Here is a 17,866-nt window from a genome sequence, read left to right as displayed (position 1 = left end):
CGACAGGGACTTAGCCAACAACATAAAAGTGGTTCAGATGTTTGGTAAATTACTGACAAAAATATTTGGTAGTCGTAACGATCGCACCCTTAAAACTCTCGGTAAGATTGTCACAAAGATTAATGCCCTCGAAGCGGATTTTGAGAAGTTTTCCGACGAGGAACTCAAGGCCAAGACGGCCGAGTTTAAGCAGCGATTGGAATCGGGCCAGACGCTGGACGACGTCATGCCGGAAGCCTTTGCCGTAGTGCGCGAAGCCTCTAAGCGTGTGTTTGAGATGCGTCACTTCGACGTGCAGCTACTGGGTGGTATGGTGCTCGATAGTAACCGTATCGCCGAGATGCGTACCGGTGAAGGTAAGACGCTGACTGCAACTCTCCCTGCCTATTTGAATGCCTTGACCGGCAAAGGGGTTCACGTGATCACAGTGAACGACTACCTTGCCCGTCGCGACGCGGAAAACAACCGCCCTCTATTTGAATTCCTGGGTATGACAGTCGGCGTGAACATCGCCGGTATGGGTCAGGCCGAGAAGAAGATAGCCTACGCGTCTGACATTACCTATGGTACTAACAACGAATTTGGTTTCGATTACCTGCGCGACAACATGGCATTCTCGCCTAACGAACGCGTGCAGCGTCCACTGCATTATGCACTGATCGATGAGGTCGACTCGATTCTGATCGATGAGGCGCGTACGCCACTGATCATCTCGGGTGCGGCAGAAGACAGCTCTGAGCTTTATATCAAGATCAACACCCTGATCCCTCACCTTATCCGTCAGGACAAGGAAGATACCGAGGAAGAGATCGGCGATGGCGATTACTCTATCGATGAGAAGGCCAAGCAGGTTCATATGACGGAGCGTGGTCAGGAGAAGGTAGAAGTCCTGCTGACCGAACGTGGTATGCTGGCCGAAGGCGATTCGCTATACTCTGCAGCCAATATCTCGCTGTTGCACCATGTCAACGCGGCGCTACGTGCCCATACCCTGTTTGAAAAAGATGTCGACTACATAGTACAGGACAACGAAGTGATCATCGTCGATGAGCACACGGGTCGTACCATGCCGGGTCGTCGCTGGTCGGAAGGCCTGCACCAGGCAGTAGAAGCCAAAGAAGGGGTTCATATTCAGAATGAAAACCAGACGCTGGCGTCTATCACCTTCCAGAACTTCTTTCGTCAGTATGAAAAACTGGCCGGTATGACGGGTACTGCCGATACCGAAGCATTCGAATTCCAACACATCTATGGCCTGGATACCGTAGTTATCCCGACCAACCGTCCTATGGTACGTAAGGACCATGCGGATCTGGTCTACCTGACGGCGGAAGAGAAATACGATGCCATCATCAAAGACATCATAGATTGTCGTGACCGTGGTCAACCTGTATTGGTGGGTACTGTCTCTATCGAACAATCTGAGCTGCTCCATAGCATGCTCAAGAAGGCGAAGATCCCTCACGAGGTACTTAACGCTAAGTTCCACGAGCGTGAAGCCGAGATCGTTGCCCAAGCGGGTCGCAGTGGCGCGGTGACCATCGCAACTAACATGGCCGGTCGTGGTACCGATATCGTGTTGGGCGGCAACTGGAACATGGAGATCGATGCCCTCGAGAACCCAACCGCCGAGCAGAAAGCCAAGATCAAGGCCGATTGGCAGGTGCGCCACGACGAAGTGGTGGCCGCTGGCGGTCTGCATATTCTCGGTACCGAGCGTCATGAGTCACGTCGTATCGATAACCAGCTACGTGGCCGTTCGGGTCGTCAGGGGGATGCAGGTTCATCACGCTTCTATCTGTCTATGGAAGACAGTCTGATGCGTATCTTCGCCTCTGAGCGTGTCTCATCTATGATGAAGAAGCTTGGCATGGAGAAAGGTGAAGCGATCGAGCATCCATGGGTATCCCGCGCGATTGAAAACGCCCAGCGTAAGGTTGAGGCACGTAACTTCGATATTCGTAAGCAACTGCTGGAATTCGATGACGTGGCCAACGACCAACGTCAGGTTGTATATGCTCAGCGTAACGAGTTGATGGATGCCGAAAGTATTCAAGACACTATCGTGAACATCCAGGCCGATGTGGTTAATGGTCTTATCGATCAGTACATTCCACCACAATCGGTTGAAGAGCTGTGGGACATTGCCGGCCTAGAGACGCGTCTCGAGCAAGAGTACGCGCTAAGAATGCCTGTTCAGGAGTGGTTGGATAAGGAAGACGACCTGCACGAAGAGACGCTGCGTGAGCGTATCGTCGAGATCTGGGTGAAGGCGTATAAGGCTAAAGAAGAGATGGTAGGTGCCCAGGTGCTACGTCAATTCGAGAAAGCCGTGATGCTGCAGACCCTGGATGGTCTGTGGAAGGAGCATCTGGCGGCGATGGATCATCTGCGTCAGGGTATCCATTTACGTGGCTATGCACAGAAGAATCCTAAGCAAGAGTACAAGCGTGAGTCCTTCGAGCTATTCCAGCAAATGTTGGAATCTTTAAAGCATGACGTGATCAGCATTCTCTCTAAGGTACAGGTTCAGGCTCAGTCTGATGTCGAAGAGATGGAAGAGCGTCGTCGTCAGGAAGAAGCTAAGGTGCGCCGCGATTATCAGCACGCCGAAGCCGAAGCACTAGTCGGCGCAGAAGAGGCACAAGCCTTGGCCGCGACTCAGCCTGTGGTTCGTGAGGGGGAGAAGGTTGGCCGTAACGATCCTTGCCCTTGTGGTTCGGGACGTAAGTATAAGCAGTGCCACGGCAAGTTGAGCTAAGACCAAGTTGAGCTAAGACCGAGTTGAGCTAAGGCTTAGTTAAGCAAAAGCATTAGTTAAGCAAAGGCATTAGCTAAGCCATAATTTAGTAAGTGGGCTGATTTAGCCAAGCATAATAAAAAGCCATCCTTAGGATGGCTTTTTTGATCCTCGAGGTTCCATGACCAGCAGGTATAAAATTGGCCTAAATGCCGATATTTGTGGATAACTTTGGGGGTAAATGGTGTGTATGATGTGACTATCTAAAAAGATCGAAAAAAGTCTGATTTTTCTTAAAAAACCACTTGCGCCTAAATCAGAACTGCCTATAATGCGCATCCACTGACACGGCAAAGCAGACAACGCAGCGTCGAAACACTTGGTAGCTAAGGCGATAAGGTGGTCAGTCACTGAAAAGTGAAGCCTCAAAAAGTTTGCAAAAACTGCTTGACGCGAACAAGGGATTGCGTAGAATACGCAGCCCTAGCCACTCGGGAATCACCGAGATGTGCTAACGCTCTTTAACAATTTATCAAGTAATCTGTGTGGACACTCACAGGTATTGAGTTAATCGAAAACGATTTAAATCTCAATGCAATTTCTCATTAGAGATAATGAGTGTTCATAGCAATATGTACAAACATGTAGATGATTCTTCCGAGTCATTTATGTGAATCAGAATTCATTGAGTCGCTTCCTTTTGAATAAAGAGTGAAGCAAAAAAACTTTTAATTGAAGAGTTTGATCATGGCTCAGATTGAACGCTGGCGGCAGGCCTAACACATGCAAGTCGAGCGGTAACAGGAAGTAGCTTGCTACTTTGCTGACGAGCGGCGGACGGGTGAGTAATGCCTAGGGAACTGCCCAGTCGAGGGGGATAACAGTTGGAAACGACTGCTAATACCGCATACGCCCTACGGGGGAAAAGAGGGGATCTTCGGACCTTCTGCGATTGGATGTACCTAGGTGGGATTAGCTAGTAGGTGAGGTAATGGCTCACCTAGGCGACGATCCCTAGCTGTTCTGAGAGGATGATCAGCCACACTGGGACTGAGACACGGCCCAGACTCCTACGGGAGGCAGCAGTGGGGAATATTGCACAATGGGCGCAAGCCTGATGCAGCCATGCCGCGTGTGTGAAGAAGGCCTTCGGGTTGTAAAGCACTTTCAGCGAGGAGGAAAGGTTAACGGTTAATACCCGTTAGCTGTGACGTTACTCGCAGAAGAAGCACCGGCTAACTTCGTGCCAGCAGCCGCGGTAATACGAGGGGTGCAAGCGTTAATCGGAATTACTGGGCGTAAAGCGTACGCAGGCGGTTGATTAAGCGAGATGTGAAAGCCCCGGGCTTAACCTGGGAACTGCATTTCGAACTGGTCAACTAGAGTCTTGTAGAGGGGGGTAGAATTTCAGGTGTAGCGGTGAAATGCGTAGAGATCTGAAGGAATACCGGTGGCGAAGGCGGCCCCCTGGACAAAGACTGACGCTCAGGTACGAAAGCGTGGGGAGCAAACAGGATTAGATACCCTGGTAGTCCACGCCGTAAACGATGTCTACTCGGAATTTGGTGTCTTGAACACTGGGTTCTCAAGCTAACGCATTAAGTAGACCGCCTGGGGAGTACGGCCGCAAGGTTAAAACTCAAATGAATTGACGGGGGCCCGCACAAGCGGTGGAGCATGTGGTTTAATTCGATGCAACGCGAAGAACCTTACCTACTCTTGACATCCAGAGAACTTTCCAGAGATGGATTGGTGCCTTCGGGAACTCTGAGACAGGTGCTGCATGGCTGTCGTCAGCTCGTGTTGTGAAATGTTGGGTTAAGTCCCGCAACGAGCGCAACCCTTATCCTTACTTGCCAGCGGGTAATGCCGGGAACTTTAGGGAGACTGCCGGTGATAAACCGGAGGAAGGTGGGGACGACGTCAAGTCATCATGGCCCTTACGAGTAGGGCTACACACGTGCTACAATGGTCGGTACAGAGGGTTGCGAAGCCGCGAGGTGGAGCTAATCTCACAAAGCCGGTCGTAGTCCGGATTGGAGTCTGCAACTCGACTCCATGAAGTCGGAATCGCTAGTAATCGTGGATCAGAATGCCACGGTGAATACGTTCCCGGGCCTTGTACACACCGCCCGTCACACCATGGGAGTGGGCTGCACCAGAAGTAGATAGCTTAACCTTCGGGAGGGCGTTTACCACGGTGTGGTTCATGACTGGGGTGAAGTCGTAACAAGGTAGCCCTAGGGGAACCTGGGGCTGGATCACCTCCTTACCTATACGATTGACTGATATTTGTTGAGTGTTCACACAGATTACTTGATAGAAAGATAGAGAATGACGTTGGGTCTGTAGCTCAGCTGGTTAGAGCGCACCCCTGATAAGGGTGAGGTCGGTGGTTCAAGTCCACTCTGACCCACCAATCTTTTCAACTGGAAAGATTCGGTAAACGTATTATTCTCGCTGCATGTAATGGGGCTATAGCTCAGCTGGGAGAGCGCCTGCCTTGCACGCAGGAGGTCTGCGGTTCGATCCCGCATAGCTCCACCATTTGCTCTTAAAGAGAGCATGCAGTTATGGTTAGAGATGCCAAAGATAAATGCAGAATTTATCTTTGGCTTTTTTAAGCCCGCTCTTTAAAAATTTGGAAAGCTGATAGTAATAACCGAAAGGTTATTGCGAAAATAATTGAGTTCTCAAAACACACTTTAATCAAGTGACTTGAGTATTCTTTTGGCGAAAGTAGAAACCGTTAGTTGCGATGCGGCTCAGATGAAACTCATTTGGGTTGTATGGTTAAGTGACTAAGCGTATACGGTGGATGCCTTGGCAGTCAGAGGCGATGAAGGACGTAGTAACTTGCGAAAAGCGTTGGCGAGCTAGTAACAAGCATTTGAGCTAACGATGTCCGAATGGGGAAACCCGGCACCATAAGGTGTCATCACTAAGTGAATACATAGCTTAGTGAGGCGAACGAGGGGAACTGAAACATCTAAGTACCCTTAGGAAAAGAAATCAACCGAGATTCCCCTAGTAGCGGCGAGCGAACGGGGATTAGCCCTTAAGCCTAGAGGGTGTTAGTGGAATGTGTTGGAAAGCACAGCGATACAGGGTGATAGCCCCGTACATGAAAACTAACTTTAGGTGAAAACGAGTAGGACGGGACACGTGATATCTTGTTCGAATATGGGGGGACCATCCTCCAAGGCTAAATACTCCTGACTGACCGATAGTGAACCAGTACCGTGAGGGAAAGGCGAAAAGAACCCCTGTGAGGGGAGTGAAATAGAACCTGAAACCGTATACGTACAAGCAGTGGGAGCGGTTCTTGAGACCGTGACTGCGTACCTTTTGTATAATGGGTCAGCGACTTACATTTTGTAGCGAGGTTAAGCGAATAGCGGAGCCGTAGGGAAACCGAGTGTTAACTGCGCGTTTAGTTGCAAGGTGTAGACCCGAAACCCGGTGATCTAGCCATGGGCAGGTTGAAGGTTGAGTAACATCAACTGGAGGACCGAACACACGTATGTTGAAAAATGCGGTGATGACTTGTGGCTGGGGGTGAAAGGCCAATCAAACCGGGAGATATCTGGTTCTCCTCGAAAGCTATTTAGGTAGCGCCTCGAGCGAATACCATTGGGGGTAGAGCACTGTTAAGGCTAGGGGGTCATCCCGACTTACCAACCCTTTGCAAACTCCGAATACCAATGAGTACTACTCGGGAGACACACGGCGGGTGCTAACGTCCGTCGTGAAAAGGGAAACAACCCAGACCATCAGCTAAGGTCCCAAAGTTATTGCTAAGTGGGAAACGATGTGGGAAGGCTTAGACAGCTAGGATGTTGGCTTAGAAGCAGCCATCATTTAAAGAAAGCGTAATAGCTCACTAGTCGAGTCGGCCTGCGCGGAAGATATAACGGGGCTAAGCAATACACCGAAGCTATGGGTACTAGCGCTTGCGCTGGTGCGGTAGAGGAGCGTTCTGTAAGCCGTTGAAGGTGAAGGGGTAACCCACGCTGGAGGTATCAGAAGTGCGAATGCTGACATGAGTAACGATAAAGGGGGTGAAAAACCTCCTCGCCGAAAGACCAAGGGTTCCTGTCCAACGTTAATCGGGGCAGGGTGAGTCGACCCCTAAGGCGAGGCCGAAAGGCGTAGTCGATGGGAAACGGGTTAATATTCCCGTACTTCTGCTAACTGCGATGGAGAGACGGAGAAGGCTAGGCTAGCGCGGCGTTGGTTGTCCGCGTTTAAGGCTGTAGGTAGGGTGCTTAGGCAAATCCGGGCACCTAATACTGAGAGTTGATGACGAGTCACTACGGTGATGAAGTAGTTGATGCCATGCTTCCAGGAAAATCTTCTAAGCTTCAGGTTAGCAGGAATCGTACCCCAAACCGACACAGGTGGTCGGGTAGAGAATACCAAGGCGCTTGAGAGAACTCGGCTGAAGGAACTAGGCAAAATGGTACCGTAACTTCGGGAGAAGGTACGCTCCTGTTGGTGATGAGACTTGCTCTCTAAGCTGACGGGAGTCGCAGATACCAGGTGGCTGCAACTGTTTATCAAAAACACAGCACTGTGCAAAATCGCAAGATGACGTATACGGTGTGACGCCTGCCCGGTGCCGGAAGGTTAATTGATTGGGTTATCTTCGGAGAAGCTCATGATCGAAGCCCCGGTAAACGGCGGCCGTAACTATAACGGTCCTAAGGTAGCGAAATTCCTTGTCGGGTAAGTTCCGACCTGCACGAATGGCGTAATGATGGCCACGCTGTCTCCAGCCGAGACTCAGTGAAGTTGAAATTGCGGTGAAGATGCCGTATACCCGCGGCTAGACGGAAAGACCCCGTGAACCTTTACTATAGCTTGGCACTGAACATTGACCCTACATGTGTAGGATAGGTGGGAGACTTTGAAGCGGGAACGCCAGTTCTCGTGGAGTCATCCTTGAAATACCACCCTTGTAGTGTTGATGTTCTAACTCTGGCCCCTGAATCGGGGTTGAGGACAGTGCCTGGTGGGTAGTTTGACTGGGGCGGTCTCCTCCCAAAGAGTAACGGAGGAGCACGAAGGTTGGCTAAGTACGGTCGGACATCGTACGGTTAGTGCAATGGCATAAGCCAGCTTAACTGCGAGACATACACGTCGAGCAGGTGCGAAAGCAGGTCATAGTGATCCGGTGGTTCTGAATGGAAGGGCCATCGCTCAACGGATAAAAGGTACTCCGGGGATAACAGGCTGATACCGCCCAAGAGTTCATATCGACGGCGGTGTTTGGCACCTCGATGTCGGCTCATCACATCCTGGGGCTGAAGTCGGTCCCAAGGGTATGGCTGTTCGCCATTTAAAGTGGTACGCGAGCTGGGTTCAGAACGTCGTGAGACAGTTCGGTCCCTATCTGCCGTGGGCGTTGGATGATTGAAGGGAGCTGCTCCTAGTACGAGAGGACCGGAGTGGACGAACCGCTGGTGTTCGGGTTGTCATGCCAATGGCATTGCCCGGTAGCTACGTTCGGAATCGATAACCGCTGAAAGCATCTAAGCGGGAAGCGAGCCCTAAGATGAGTCATCCCTAGACCTTTAAGGTCTCTAAAGAGCCGTCCGAGACTAGGACGTTGATAGGCAGGGTGTGTAAGCGTTGTGAGGCGTTGAGCTAACCTGTACTAATGACTCGTGAGGCTTAACCATACAACCCAAAAGGGTTTCGTAAGATGGTTTTACGTAATCAAAAGAATACAAAGTACTTGATTGAAGTGCGAACTCAGATTGACTCTTAGATAAGAGTACAGCTTTCCGAATTTCCAAATTTGTCTGGAAACCATAGCATTGTGGTCCCACCTGATCCCATCCCGAACTCAGAAGTGAAACGCAATCGCGCCGATGGTAGTGTGGGGTCTCCCCATGTGAGAGTAGGTCATTTCCAGACACCAATTTCGCTTAACCTTTAAGGTATAAGCAAAATAACCAAGCGCATATAGAGTAAGACGCATAGTTATTTAACAGTTTTGTGCTGATATGGCTCAGTCGGTAGAGCGCATCCTTGGTAAGGATGAGGTCCCCAGTTCGATTCTGGGTATCAGCACCACTAAATTTGTCTGGAAACCATAGCATTGTGGTCCCACCTGATCCCATCCCGAACTCAGAAGTGAAACGCAATCGCGCCGATGGTAGTGTGGGGTCTCCCCATGTGAGAGTAGGTCATTTCCAGGCGCCTAATATAGCAAAAAGCCCTAGCCTAAAACGCTAGGGCTTTTTGCTTTCTACACTCTGAGAAAAAACTTATCCCCGATGTCACCCGCCGCCGGGCGTGGTGATAAACTGCATCCTGCGTTTATGACATTCGCTACATCCATGTGCCTTGTCATAGGCCGCGAAGCATAGCTTCTCCGTGTTCAAGTCAGGCTAAATACTGCTTATTCAAAGAGCCTTACTTTCACACCCATGTATTCGCTTCACGAACCGAGTTGGTTATTTCCAAGTGTCCTATAACGAGAAATCTTCATTCGAATAGGGTGAAGGTAAAGCGTTCTCATGAGTGAGGTGCAATCCCATGCAGAGGTTGATAATACATTCTGCAATGCTGACACTTCCGCTGCCCATGGTACTCAGGCTTCTCAGCTTGCTGCCTAGCCTTCGGGGCCTTCAAGATCTAGTCAACTATCAAGATGAGTTCGGTAAGCAGATTTCTTACGCCTCATGTGATAGATCGATAAATGGATACTACTAAATCGACATGCCCAGAATTTATAGGGGCATAGGAGAGAAGTACTAAAGTCGATCAAATGCAATTTGGTGCAGACCATGGAGGATATGGATAGCTTAGCTCGAAGCTGTCCACGATAGGCGCTAAAGCTCCGAAACGCCCTTTATTTAATTAAGCCGATGATGAGAGGCAGGGTAAATAAGCCATATGTATGCTTATCTTAAGGGCATCTAAATTCAGCATTGCCAGCATTCATGAGTGCAAACTTTGCGCGCATGAGATGACTTCAACCTTCAACTATAGAATTGAACCTTGTTGGTTAATGATTGGCTTGAAATGCTTTTCCTAGGATTCACCATAAGCGTTCAGGTTCATACATGCTATTCCCTACTTAGCCAAGTTGACCCTGATAGCCTAATGTCTCATAGAGCTAAGTTGTTTGTACTGTTCTTGTGTTAATTTACATTCCTTACTGCTTTTTGGCGTTCATTGTAAGTGGTAGCTCAATCGCTTAGTGGATACCTCATTCTTAATTCAATAGCATGCCTGGTATAAGAACTCCTTCTAAGACAGTGTGGAGATTGCCTAATACTACCTCTACCTCTACCTCTACCTCTACCTCTACCTCTACCTCTACCTCTACCTCTACCTCTACCTCTACCTCTACCTCTACCTCTACCTCTACCTCTACCTCTACCTCTACCTCTTCGTTGCCCTAATTTTTACCGGAGAAGTGATGGGTAGGTATTTATTCTGGCCGTAAAGGTGGTAGCCATTTCCCTCTGTTTATAGAAAACGCAGGGTTGTATCAGCACTCAAGACACTTTCGTTAACGAGTTTACTGCGTTTGAATATAGGCAATGAACAGCTTTAGCGAGTGCTTCAACTATCGGTTTTGTGGATAACTTTGTGCGCAATTGGTGTAAAGGGTGTGCTTATGTCAGGTATAAAAAATAAGTTCATTTTTATTGAAAAAAGCCCTTGCGCAAAAGATTTGGCTCCCTATAATGCGCTCCCACTGACACGGCAAACGGCGCTACTTACCAAGTGAGTAGGTAACGAATGTCGAGTCAAGGCGATGAGCGGTTCGAGTTTTTAAGCCGGTAGTTACAACGCGAAAGCACAGTAATTAACCACTTAAAAATCTTTTGAAAAAAGCGCTTGACGCCGACAGGGAGAAGCGTAGAATACGCAGCCCTAGCCCGCTGGACTCCAGTATGAGGCAAACGTTCTTTAACAAGATAAAACAAGAAATCTGTGTGGACACTCACAGGTATTGAGTTAATCGAAAACGATTTAAATCTCAATGCAACGATGAGTGTTCATAGCAATATGTACAAACATGTAGATGATTCTTCCGAGTCATTTATGTGAATCAGAATTCATTGAGTCGCTTCCTTTTGAATAAAGAGTGGAGCAAAAAACTTTTAATTGAAGAGTTTGATCATGGCTCAGATTGAACGCTGGCGGCAGGCCTAACACATGCAAGTCGAGCGGTAACATTTCAAAAGCTTGCTTTTGAAGATGACGAGCGGCGGACGGGTGAGTAATGCCTAGGGAACTGCCCAGTCGAGGGGGATAACAGTTGGAAACGACTGCTAATACCGCATACGCCCTACGGGGGAAAAGAGGGGCTCTTCGGACCTTCTGCGATTGGATGTACCTAGGTGGGATTAGCTAGTAGGTGAGGTAATGGCTCACCTAGGCGACGATCCCTAGCTGTTCTGAGAGGATGATCAGCCACACTGGGACTGAGACACGGCCCAGACTCCTACGGGAGGCAGCAGTGGGGAATATTGCACAATGGGCGCAAGCCTGATGCAGCCATGCCGCGTGTGTGAAGAAGGCCTTCGGGTTGTAAAGCACTTTCAGCGAGGAGGAAAGGTTAACGGTTAATACCCGTTAGCTGTGACGTTACTCGCAGAAGAAGCACCGGCTAACTTCGTGCCAGCAGCCGCGGTAATACGAGGGGTGCAAGCGTTAATCGGAATTACTGGGCGTAAAGCGTACGCAGGCGGTTGATTAAGCGAGATGTGAAAGCCCCGGGCTTAACCTGGGAACTGCATTTCGAACTGGTCAACTAGAGTCTTGTAGAGGGGGGTAGAATTTCAGGTGTAGCGGTGAAATGCGTAGAGATCTGAAGGAATACCGGTGGCGAAGGCGGCCCCCTGGACAAAGACTGACGCTCAGGTACGAAAGCGTGGGGAGCAAACAGGATTAGATACCCTGGTAGTCCACGCCGTAAACGATGTCTACTCGGAATTTGGTGTCTTGAACACTGGGTTCTCAAGCTAACGCATTAAGTAGACCGCCTGGGGAGTACGGCCGCAAGGTTAAAACTCAAATGAATTGACGGGGGCCCGCACAAGCGGTGGAGCATGTGGTTTAATTCGATGCAACGCGAAGAACCTTACCTACTCTTGACATCCAGAGAACTTTCCAGAGATGGATTGGTGCCTTCGGGAACTCTGAGACAGGTGCTGCATGGCTGTCGTCAGCTCGTGTTGTGAAATGTTGGGTTAAGTCCCGCAACGAGCGCAACCCTTATCCTTACTTGCCAGCGGGTAATGCCGGGAACTTTAGGGAGACTGCCGGTGATAAACCGGAGGAAGGTGGGGACGACGTCAAGTCATCATGGCCCTTACGAGTAGGGCTACACACGTGCTACAATGGTCGGTACAGAGGGTTGCGAAGCCGCGAGGTGGAGCTAATCTCACAAAGCCGGTCGTAGTCCGGATTGGAGTCTGCAACTCGACTCCATGAAGTCGGAATCGCTAGTAATCGTGGATCAGAATGCCACGGTGAATACGTTCCCGGGCCTTGTACACACCGCCCGTCACACCATGGGAGTGGGCTGCACCAGAAGTAGATAGCTTAACCTTCGGGAGGGCGTTTACCACGGTGTGGTTCATGACTGGGGTGAAGTCGTAACAAGGTAGCCCTAGGGGAACCTGGGGCTGGATCACCTCCTTACCTATACGATTGACTGATATTTGTTGAGTGTTCACACAGATAACTTGTTCTTGTTAGAGCGAGTGGCACGTCCGAGCGGCGATGCTTGTTCTTTAAAAATTTGGAAAGCTGATAGTAATAACCGAAAGGTTATTGCGAAAAATAATTGAGTTCTCAAAACACACTTTAATCAAGTGACTTGAGTATTCTTTTGGCGAAAGTAGAAACCGTTAGTTGCGATGCGGCTCAGATGAAACTCATTTGGGTTGTATGGTTAAGTGACTAAGCGTATACGGTGGATGCCTTGGCAGTCAGAGGCGATGAAGGACGTAGTAACTTGCGAAAAGCGTTGGCGAGCTAGTAACAAGCATTTGAGCTAACGATGTCCGAATGGGGAAACCCGGCACCATAAGGTGTCATCACTAAGTGAATACATAGCTTAGTGAGGCGAACGAGGGGAACTGAAACATCTAAGTACCCTTAGGAAAAGAAATCAACCGAGATTCCCCTAGTAGCGGCGAGCGAACGGGGATTAGCCCTTAAGCCTAGAGGGTGTTAGTGGAATGTGTTGGAAAGCACAGCGATACAGGGTGATAGCCCCGTACATGAAAACTAACTTTAGGTGAAAACGAGTAGGACGGGACACGTGATATCTTGTTCGAATATGGGGGGACCATCCTCCAAGGCTAAATACTCCTGACTGACCGATAGTGAACCAGTACCGTGAGGGAAAGGCGAAAAGAACCCCTGTGAGGGGAGTGAAATAGAACCTGAAACCGTATACGTACAAGCAGTGGGAGCGGTTCTTGAGACCGTGACTGCGTACCTTTTGTATAATGGGTCAGCGACTTACATTTTGTAGCGAGGTTAAGCGAATAGCGGAGCCGTAGGGAAACCGAGTGTTAACTGCGCGTTTAGTTGCAAGGTGTAGACCCGAAACCCGGTGATCTAGCCATGGGCAGGTTGAAGGTTGAGTAACATCAACTGGAGGACCGAACACACGTATGTTGAAAAATGCGGTGATGACTTGTGGCTGGGGGTGAAAGGCCAATCAAACCGGGAGATATCTGGTTCTCCTCGAAAGCTATTTAGGTAGCGCCTCGAGCGAATACCATTGGGGGTAGAGCACTGTTAAGGCTAGGGGGTCATCCCGACTTACCAACCCTTTGCAAACTCCGAATACCAATGAGTACTACTCGGGAGACACACGGCGGGTGCTAACGTCCGTCGTGAAAAGGGAAACAACCCAGACCATCAGCTAAGGTCCCAAAGTTATTGCTAAGTGGGAAACGATGTGGGAAGGCTTAGACAGCTAGGATGTTGGCTTAGAAGCAGCCATCATTTAAAGAAAGCGTAATAGCTCACTAGTCGAGTCGGCCTGCGCGGAAGATATAACGGGGCTAAGCAATACACCGAAGCTATGGGTACTAGCGCTTGCGCTGGTGCGGTAGAGGAGCGTTCTGTAAGCCGTTGAAGGTGAAGGGGTAACCCACGCTGGAGGTATCAGAAGTGCGAATGCTGACATGAGTAACGATAAAGGGGGTGAAAAACCTCCTCGCCGAAAGACCAAGGGTTCCTGTCCAACGTTAATCGGGGCAGGGTGAGTCGACCCCTAAGGCGAGGCCGAAAGGCGTAGTCGATGGGAAACGGGTTAATATTCCCGTACTTCTGCTAACTGCGATGGAGAGACGGAGAAGGCTAGGCTAGCGCGGCGTTGGTTGTCCGCGTTTAAGGCTGTAGGTAGGGTACTTAGGCAAATCCGGGTACCTAATACTGAGAGTTGATGACGAGTCACTACGGTGATGAAGTAGTTGATGCCATGCTTCCAGGAAAATCTTCTAAGCTTCAGGTTAGTAGGAATCGTACCCCAAACCGACACAGGTGGTCGGGTAGAGAATACCAAGGCGCTTGAGAGAACTCGGCTGAAGGAACTAGGCAAAATGGTACCGTAACTTCGGGAGAAGGTACGCTCCTGTTGGTGATGAGACTTGCTCTCTAAGCTGACGGGAGTCGCAGATACCAGGTGGCTGCAACTGTTTATCAAAAACACAGCACTGTGCAAAATCGCAAGATGACGTATACGGTGTGACGCCTGCCCGGTGCCGGAAGGTTAATTGATTGGGTTATCTTCGGAGAAGCTCATGATCGAAGCCCCGGTAAACGGCGGCCGTAACTATAACGGTCCTAAGGTAGCGAAATTCCTTGTCGGGTAAGTTCCGACCTGCACGAATGGCGTAATGATGGCCACGCTGTCTCCAGCCGAGACTCAGTGAAGTTGAAATTGCGGTGAAGATGCCGTATACCCGCGGCTAGACGGAAAGACCCCGTGAACCTTTACTATAGCTTGGCACTGAACATTGACCCTACATGTGTAGGATAGGTGGGAGACTTTGAAGCGGGAACGCCAGTTCTCGTGGAGTCATCCTTGAAATACCACCCTTGTAGTGTTGATGTTCTAACTCTGGCCCCTGAATCGGGGTTGAGGACAGTGCCTGGTGGGTAGTTTGACTGGGGCGGTCTCCTCCCAAAGAGTAACGGAGGAGCACGAAGGTTGGCTAAGTACGGTCGGACATCGTACGGTTAGTGCAATGGCATAAGCCAGCTTAACTGCGAGACATACACGTCGAGCAGGTGCGAAAGCAGGTCATAGTGATCCGGTGGTTCTGAATGGAAGGGCCATCGCTCAACGGATAAAAGGTACTCCGGGGATAACAGGCTGATACCGCCCAAGAGTTCATATCGACGGCGGTGTTTGGCACCTCGATGTCGGCTCATCACATCCTGGGGCTGAAGTCGGTCCCAAGGGTATGGCTGTTCGCCATTTAAAGTGGTACGCGAGCTGGGTTCAGAACGTCGTGAGACAGTTCGGTCCCTATCTGCCGTGGGCGTTGGATGATTGAAGGGAGCTGCTCCTAGTACGAGAGGACCGGAGTGGACGAACCGCTGGTGTTCGGGTTGTCATGCCAATGGCATTGCCCGGTAGCTACGTTCGGAATCGATAACCGCTGAAAGCATCTAAGCGGGAAGCGAGCCCTAAGATGAGTCATCCCTAGACCTTTAAGGTCTCTAAAGAGCCGTCCGAGACTAGGACGTTGATAGGCAGGGTGTGTAAGCGTTGTGAGGCGTTGAGCTAACCTGTACTAATGACTCGTGAGGCTTAACCATACAACCCAAAAGGGTTTCGTAAGATGGTTTTACGTAATCAAAAGAATACAAAGTACTTGATTGAAGTGCGAACTCAGATTGACTCTTAGATAAGAGTACAGCTTTCCGAATTTCCAAATTTGTCTGGAAACCATAGCATTGTGGTCCCACCTGATCCCATCCCGAACTCAGAAGTGAAACGCAATCGCGCCGATGGTAGTGTGGGGTCTCCCCATGTGAGAGTAGGTCATTTCCAGGCGCCTAATAAAGCAAAAAGCCCTAGCCTAAAACGCTAGGGCTTTTTGCTTTCTACGCTCGCCTAAATTGCTCCTGGCAATTTAAGGCACTTCCTACATCCATGTAGGTCGCGCGAAAGCGCTACTTCACATGCAGCCCACAGCCACTTCGTGGGTGGGCCCCTCAGCTCGCAGCCTAGCTGCTTCGCGCTCCAGTCAGCCATCAAGCTGCGCTTGATAAGCGGATGTCTTACGCCCCATGTGAGAGCCTAATTTCTTAATTAAACACGGTGGAATTTCTAGTTTGAAGCCTATAGGTATTGCTTGATAAGGGGCTGAATTTGCTCTCAAGTAAAAGACGGCGAATGATAAATCTGACTAAGTCTGTATATTTTGCATTCGTGACGGGTAACAAGATGGAGTCTGGGCTGAAGCTAGCAACTGAGATTCTATTTGGCCCGATGCGTGGCTTTTCAATACCATTATGACACTAGCCAATGAGGTTTAATGGTGTCTGGCTGATGATTGTTTGGTGAGTGACGGAGATTTCAATTAAAGCCATTGTATAAGTCGTTTATCTCATATCGATCGTAATCATTCGAGAAGATCCGTTTTCTGGAAGTGATGTGTTGATAACGATTACGATTTGCTAGAAAAGAAGTGTAAAGCCCGAGCTGATTTTCGGGCTTTCGGATTCGTTGCTATAAAGAGAGGAGTTTTTCTATGATGGGCGTATTGGCTTCTGGAAAGTCAAAGTCTTTGAGCTCGTCGAGTCTAGCCCATTTAACTTCTTGGCCTTCAAGTCCCTGAGCTTCACCAGAAAAGGATTTTACTGTATGGATATCAAGATATACCTGTTTATCCGGATAATCGTGGGAAATTGCCATTAAGGGGCTTGTGGAGGTAACTTTTATTGCAACTTCCTCCCTTAATTCTCTTATCAGCGCTTCGGAGGTTGTCTCACCTGATTCGACCTTGCCACCAGGAAATTCCCACTTTCCACCTTGGTGCAGATGATCTGGGCGTTTGGCAAGTAAGATCTGCTCTTGTTCATCGAATACTATGCCTACCGCGACGTGCACACGTTTCATTTAGTGGTCCTTAAAAAAGTCTGCTTCTTCATAGCCTAGTGAATCTAGGGCTTCGGGATCAAACTCGGGCTTTACTGGGATGGCGTGCTTTTCTGATGCCCAGTCGCCAAGGTCGATCAGCTTACATCTTTCACTGCAGAAGGGTTTAAATTGCGACTCTTTGGACCAAAGTACCTCTTTCTGGCAGGTAGGGCATTTAACTGTGGTTGGCATAATCATTCCCATTGGCCGGTTTGTAACAGTCGGCTATGGTAAACCACTTTAGGTGCAGGTTGCCAACATAAAGTCTATCGATCTGTCTGAGTGTTTTTGTTGGTCAAATAAGACGAAATGTATGGCGTAGCGGTTACGGTTGCCACTGATGGTGGGATAGCATCCCTGAGCGGGATCTATCTTCACTCGGATAAGTGAGAGGGCTTGAGTGCTCGACCCTTGATAAAAGCCAGCGGTGGCTGTTGCAGGGTTATAAACGGTTGTTTTACGGGTGAGCTCAAGCAGTAGTTTGATTGGTGTTAACAGGCATTCGAAATGTTCTGTCCAGTTCTTGTACTCTTGCTGGCGTACTTCCCAGGGTTTGGCTAACCAGTAATGTAGCTGGGGGAGATCGAAGTTACAGCAGGCACCTGGCATGCCGAATCGCTGGCGTAACGCTGAGAGAAACCTGTCTTGTTTTAGTTTTTGTCCGGGTCGTTCGCAGCGGATTAGCTTAACTCTCGCCTCTTGCATCTGATCGATATAGCCTTCTACCTGCTGCTCATCGATGTGGGGGAGGTGCTGCCATTTTTTGAGGTTTATTAGCTGCTTATCGATGTCTTTTATAATTTCACTGCGATAGTCACAACGTTCGGTGAGTTCACAAAGAGAAAATAACGGATAGAAACAACGATGTTGATGATCTTGATCTAAATTACTTTGCACCTGATTAGCGAGGTACTCTAGCCTAAGGTAGCTTCGAGTCTTCTCGTTTAGCGGTTGTTCATAGATCAATTCATTCATGACGATTA

The 17,866-nt window shown here is 49.3% G+C and carries 5 protein-coding genes, 3 tRNA genes and 7 rRNA genes; 12 read left to right on the top strand and 3 right to left on the bottom strand.

Going from position 1 to position 17,866, the window contains the following annotated elements; genetic code table 11:
- Positions 1-37 precede the first annotated feature (37 nt).
- From secA to rrf (K0H80_RS17575), 12 genes are all read left to right on the top strand, one after another.
- The gene (gene secA / locus K0H80_RS17630) at positions 38-2,761 is read left to right on the top strand and encodes a preprotein translocase subunit SecA (protein ID WP_220072433.1); all 2,724 of its coding nucleotides are present in this window, start codon (positions 38-40) and stop codon (positions 2,759-2,761) included.
- A gap of 708 nt (positions 2,762-3,469) precedes the next feature.
- Positions 3,470-5,012: ribosomal RNA gene (locus K0H80_RS17625) — 16S ribosomal RNA — on the top strand.
- Positions 5,013-5,082: 70 nt separating this feature from the next.
- A tRNA-Ile gene (locus K0H80_RS17620) sits at positions 5,083-5,159 on the top strand.
- A 52-nt stretch (positions 5,160-5,211) separates the two neighbouring features.
- A tRNA-Ala gene (locus K0H80_RS17615) sits at positions 5,212-5,287 on the top strand.
- Between the two features lie 244 nt (positions 5,288-5,531).
- Positions 5,532-8,424, top strand: a 23S ribosomal RNA gene (locus K0H80_RS17610).
- A gap of 122 nt (positions 8,425-8,546) precedes the next feature.
- A 5S ribosomal RNA gene (rrf, locus tag K0H80_RS17605) occupies positions 8,547-8,662 on the top strand.
- A gap of 83 nt (positions 8,663-8,745) precedes the next feature.
- A tRNA-Thr gene (locus K0H80_RS17600) sits at positions 8,746-8,821 on the top strand.
- Between the two features lie 9 nt (positions 8,822-8,830).
- Positions 8,831-8,946 (top strand): 5S ribosomal RNA (rrf, locus tag K0H80_RS17595).
- A gap of 1,074 nt (positions 8,947-10,020) precedes the next feature.
- The gene (locus K0H80_RS17590) at positions 10,021-10,158 is read left to right on the top strand and encodes a hypothetical protein (protein WP_220072432.1); all 138 of its coding nucleotides are present in this window, start codon (positions 10,021-10,023) and stop codon (positions 10,156-10,158) included.
- 709 nt (positions 10,159-10,867) lie between these two features.
- Positions 10,868-12,412 (top strand): 16S ribosomal RNA (locus K0H80_RS17585).
- Positions 12,413-12,663: 251 nt separating this feature from the next.
- Positions 12,664-15,556, top strand: a 23S ribosomal RNA gene (locus tag K0H80_RS17580).
- A 122-nt stretch (positions 15,557-15,678) separates the two neighbouring features.
- Positions 15,679-15,794: ribosomal RNA gene (gene rrf / locus K0H80_RS17575) — 5S ribosomal RNA — on the top strand.
- Together the 16S, 23S and 5S rRNA genes with 3 tRNA genes alongside form the textbook arrangement of a ribosomal RNA operon.
- Positions 15,795-16,472: 678 nt before the next feature.
- Here the strand turns inward: rrf (K0H80_RS17575) and mutT are convergent.
- From mutT to zapD, 3 genes are read right to left on the bottom strand one after another with little or no spacing between them, the layout of a single operon-like run.
- Entirely contained in the window at positions 16,473-16,862 is a 390-nt protein-coding gene (gene mutT, locus K0H80_RS17570) for an 8-oxo-dGTP diphosphatase MutT (protein WP_011867240.1), read from the bottom strand.
- A complete protein-coding gene (gene yacG, locus K0H80_RS17565) occupies positions 16,863-17,075 on the bottom strand; it encodes a DNA gyrase inhibitor YacG (RefSeq protein WP_041407493.1) in 213 nt (70 codons plus the stop codon).
- Between the two features lie 48 nt (positions 17,076-17,123).
- Entirely contained in the window at positions 17,124-17,858 is a 735-nt protein-coding gene (gene zapD / locus K0H80_RS17560; protein ID WP_144202495.1) for a cell division protein ZapD, read from the bottom strand.
- Between the last annotated feature and the right edge of the window lie 8 nt (positions 17,859-17,866).

Origin of the sequence: Shewanella aegiceratis, assembly GCF_019457495.1 — a bacterium.
Classification (GTDB): domain Bacteria; phylum Pseudomonadota; class Gammaproteobacteria; order Enterobacterales; family Shewanellaceae; genus Shewanella; species Shewanella loihica.
The sequence above is the reverse complement of the archived record's forward strand: the minus strand, read 5'-3'. Positions and strand labels throughout refer to the sequence as shown.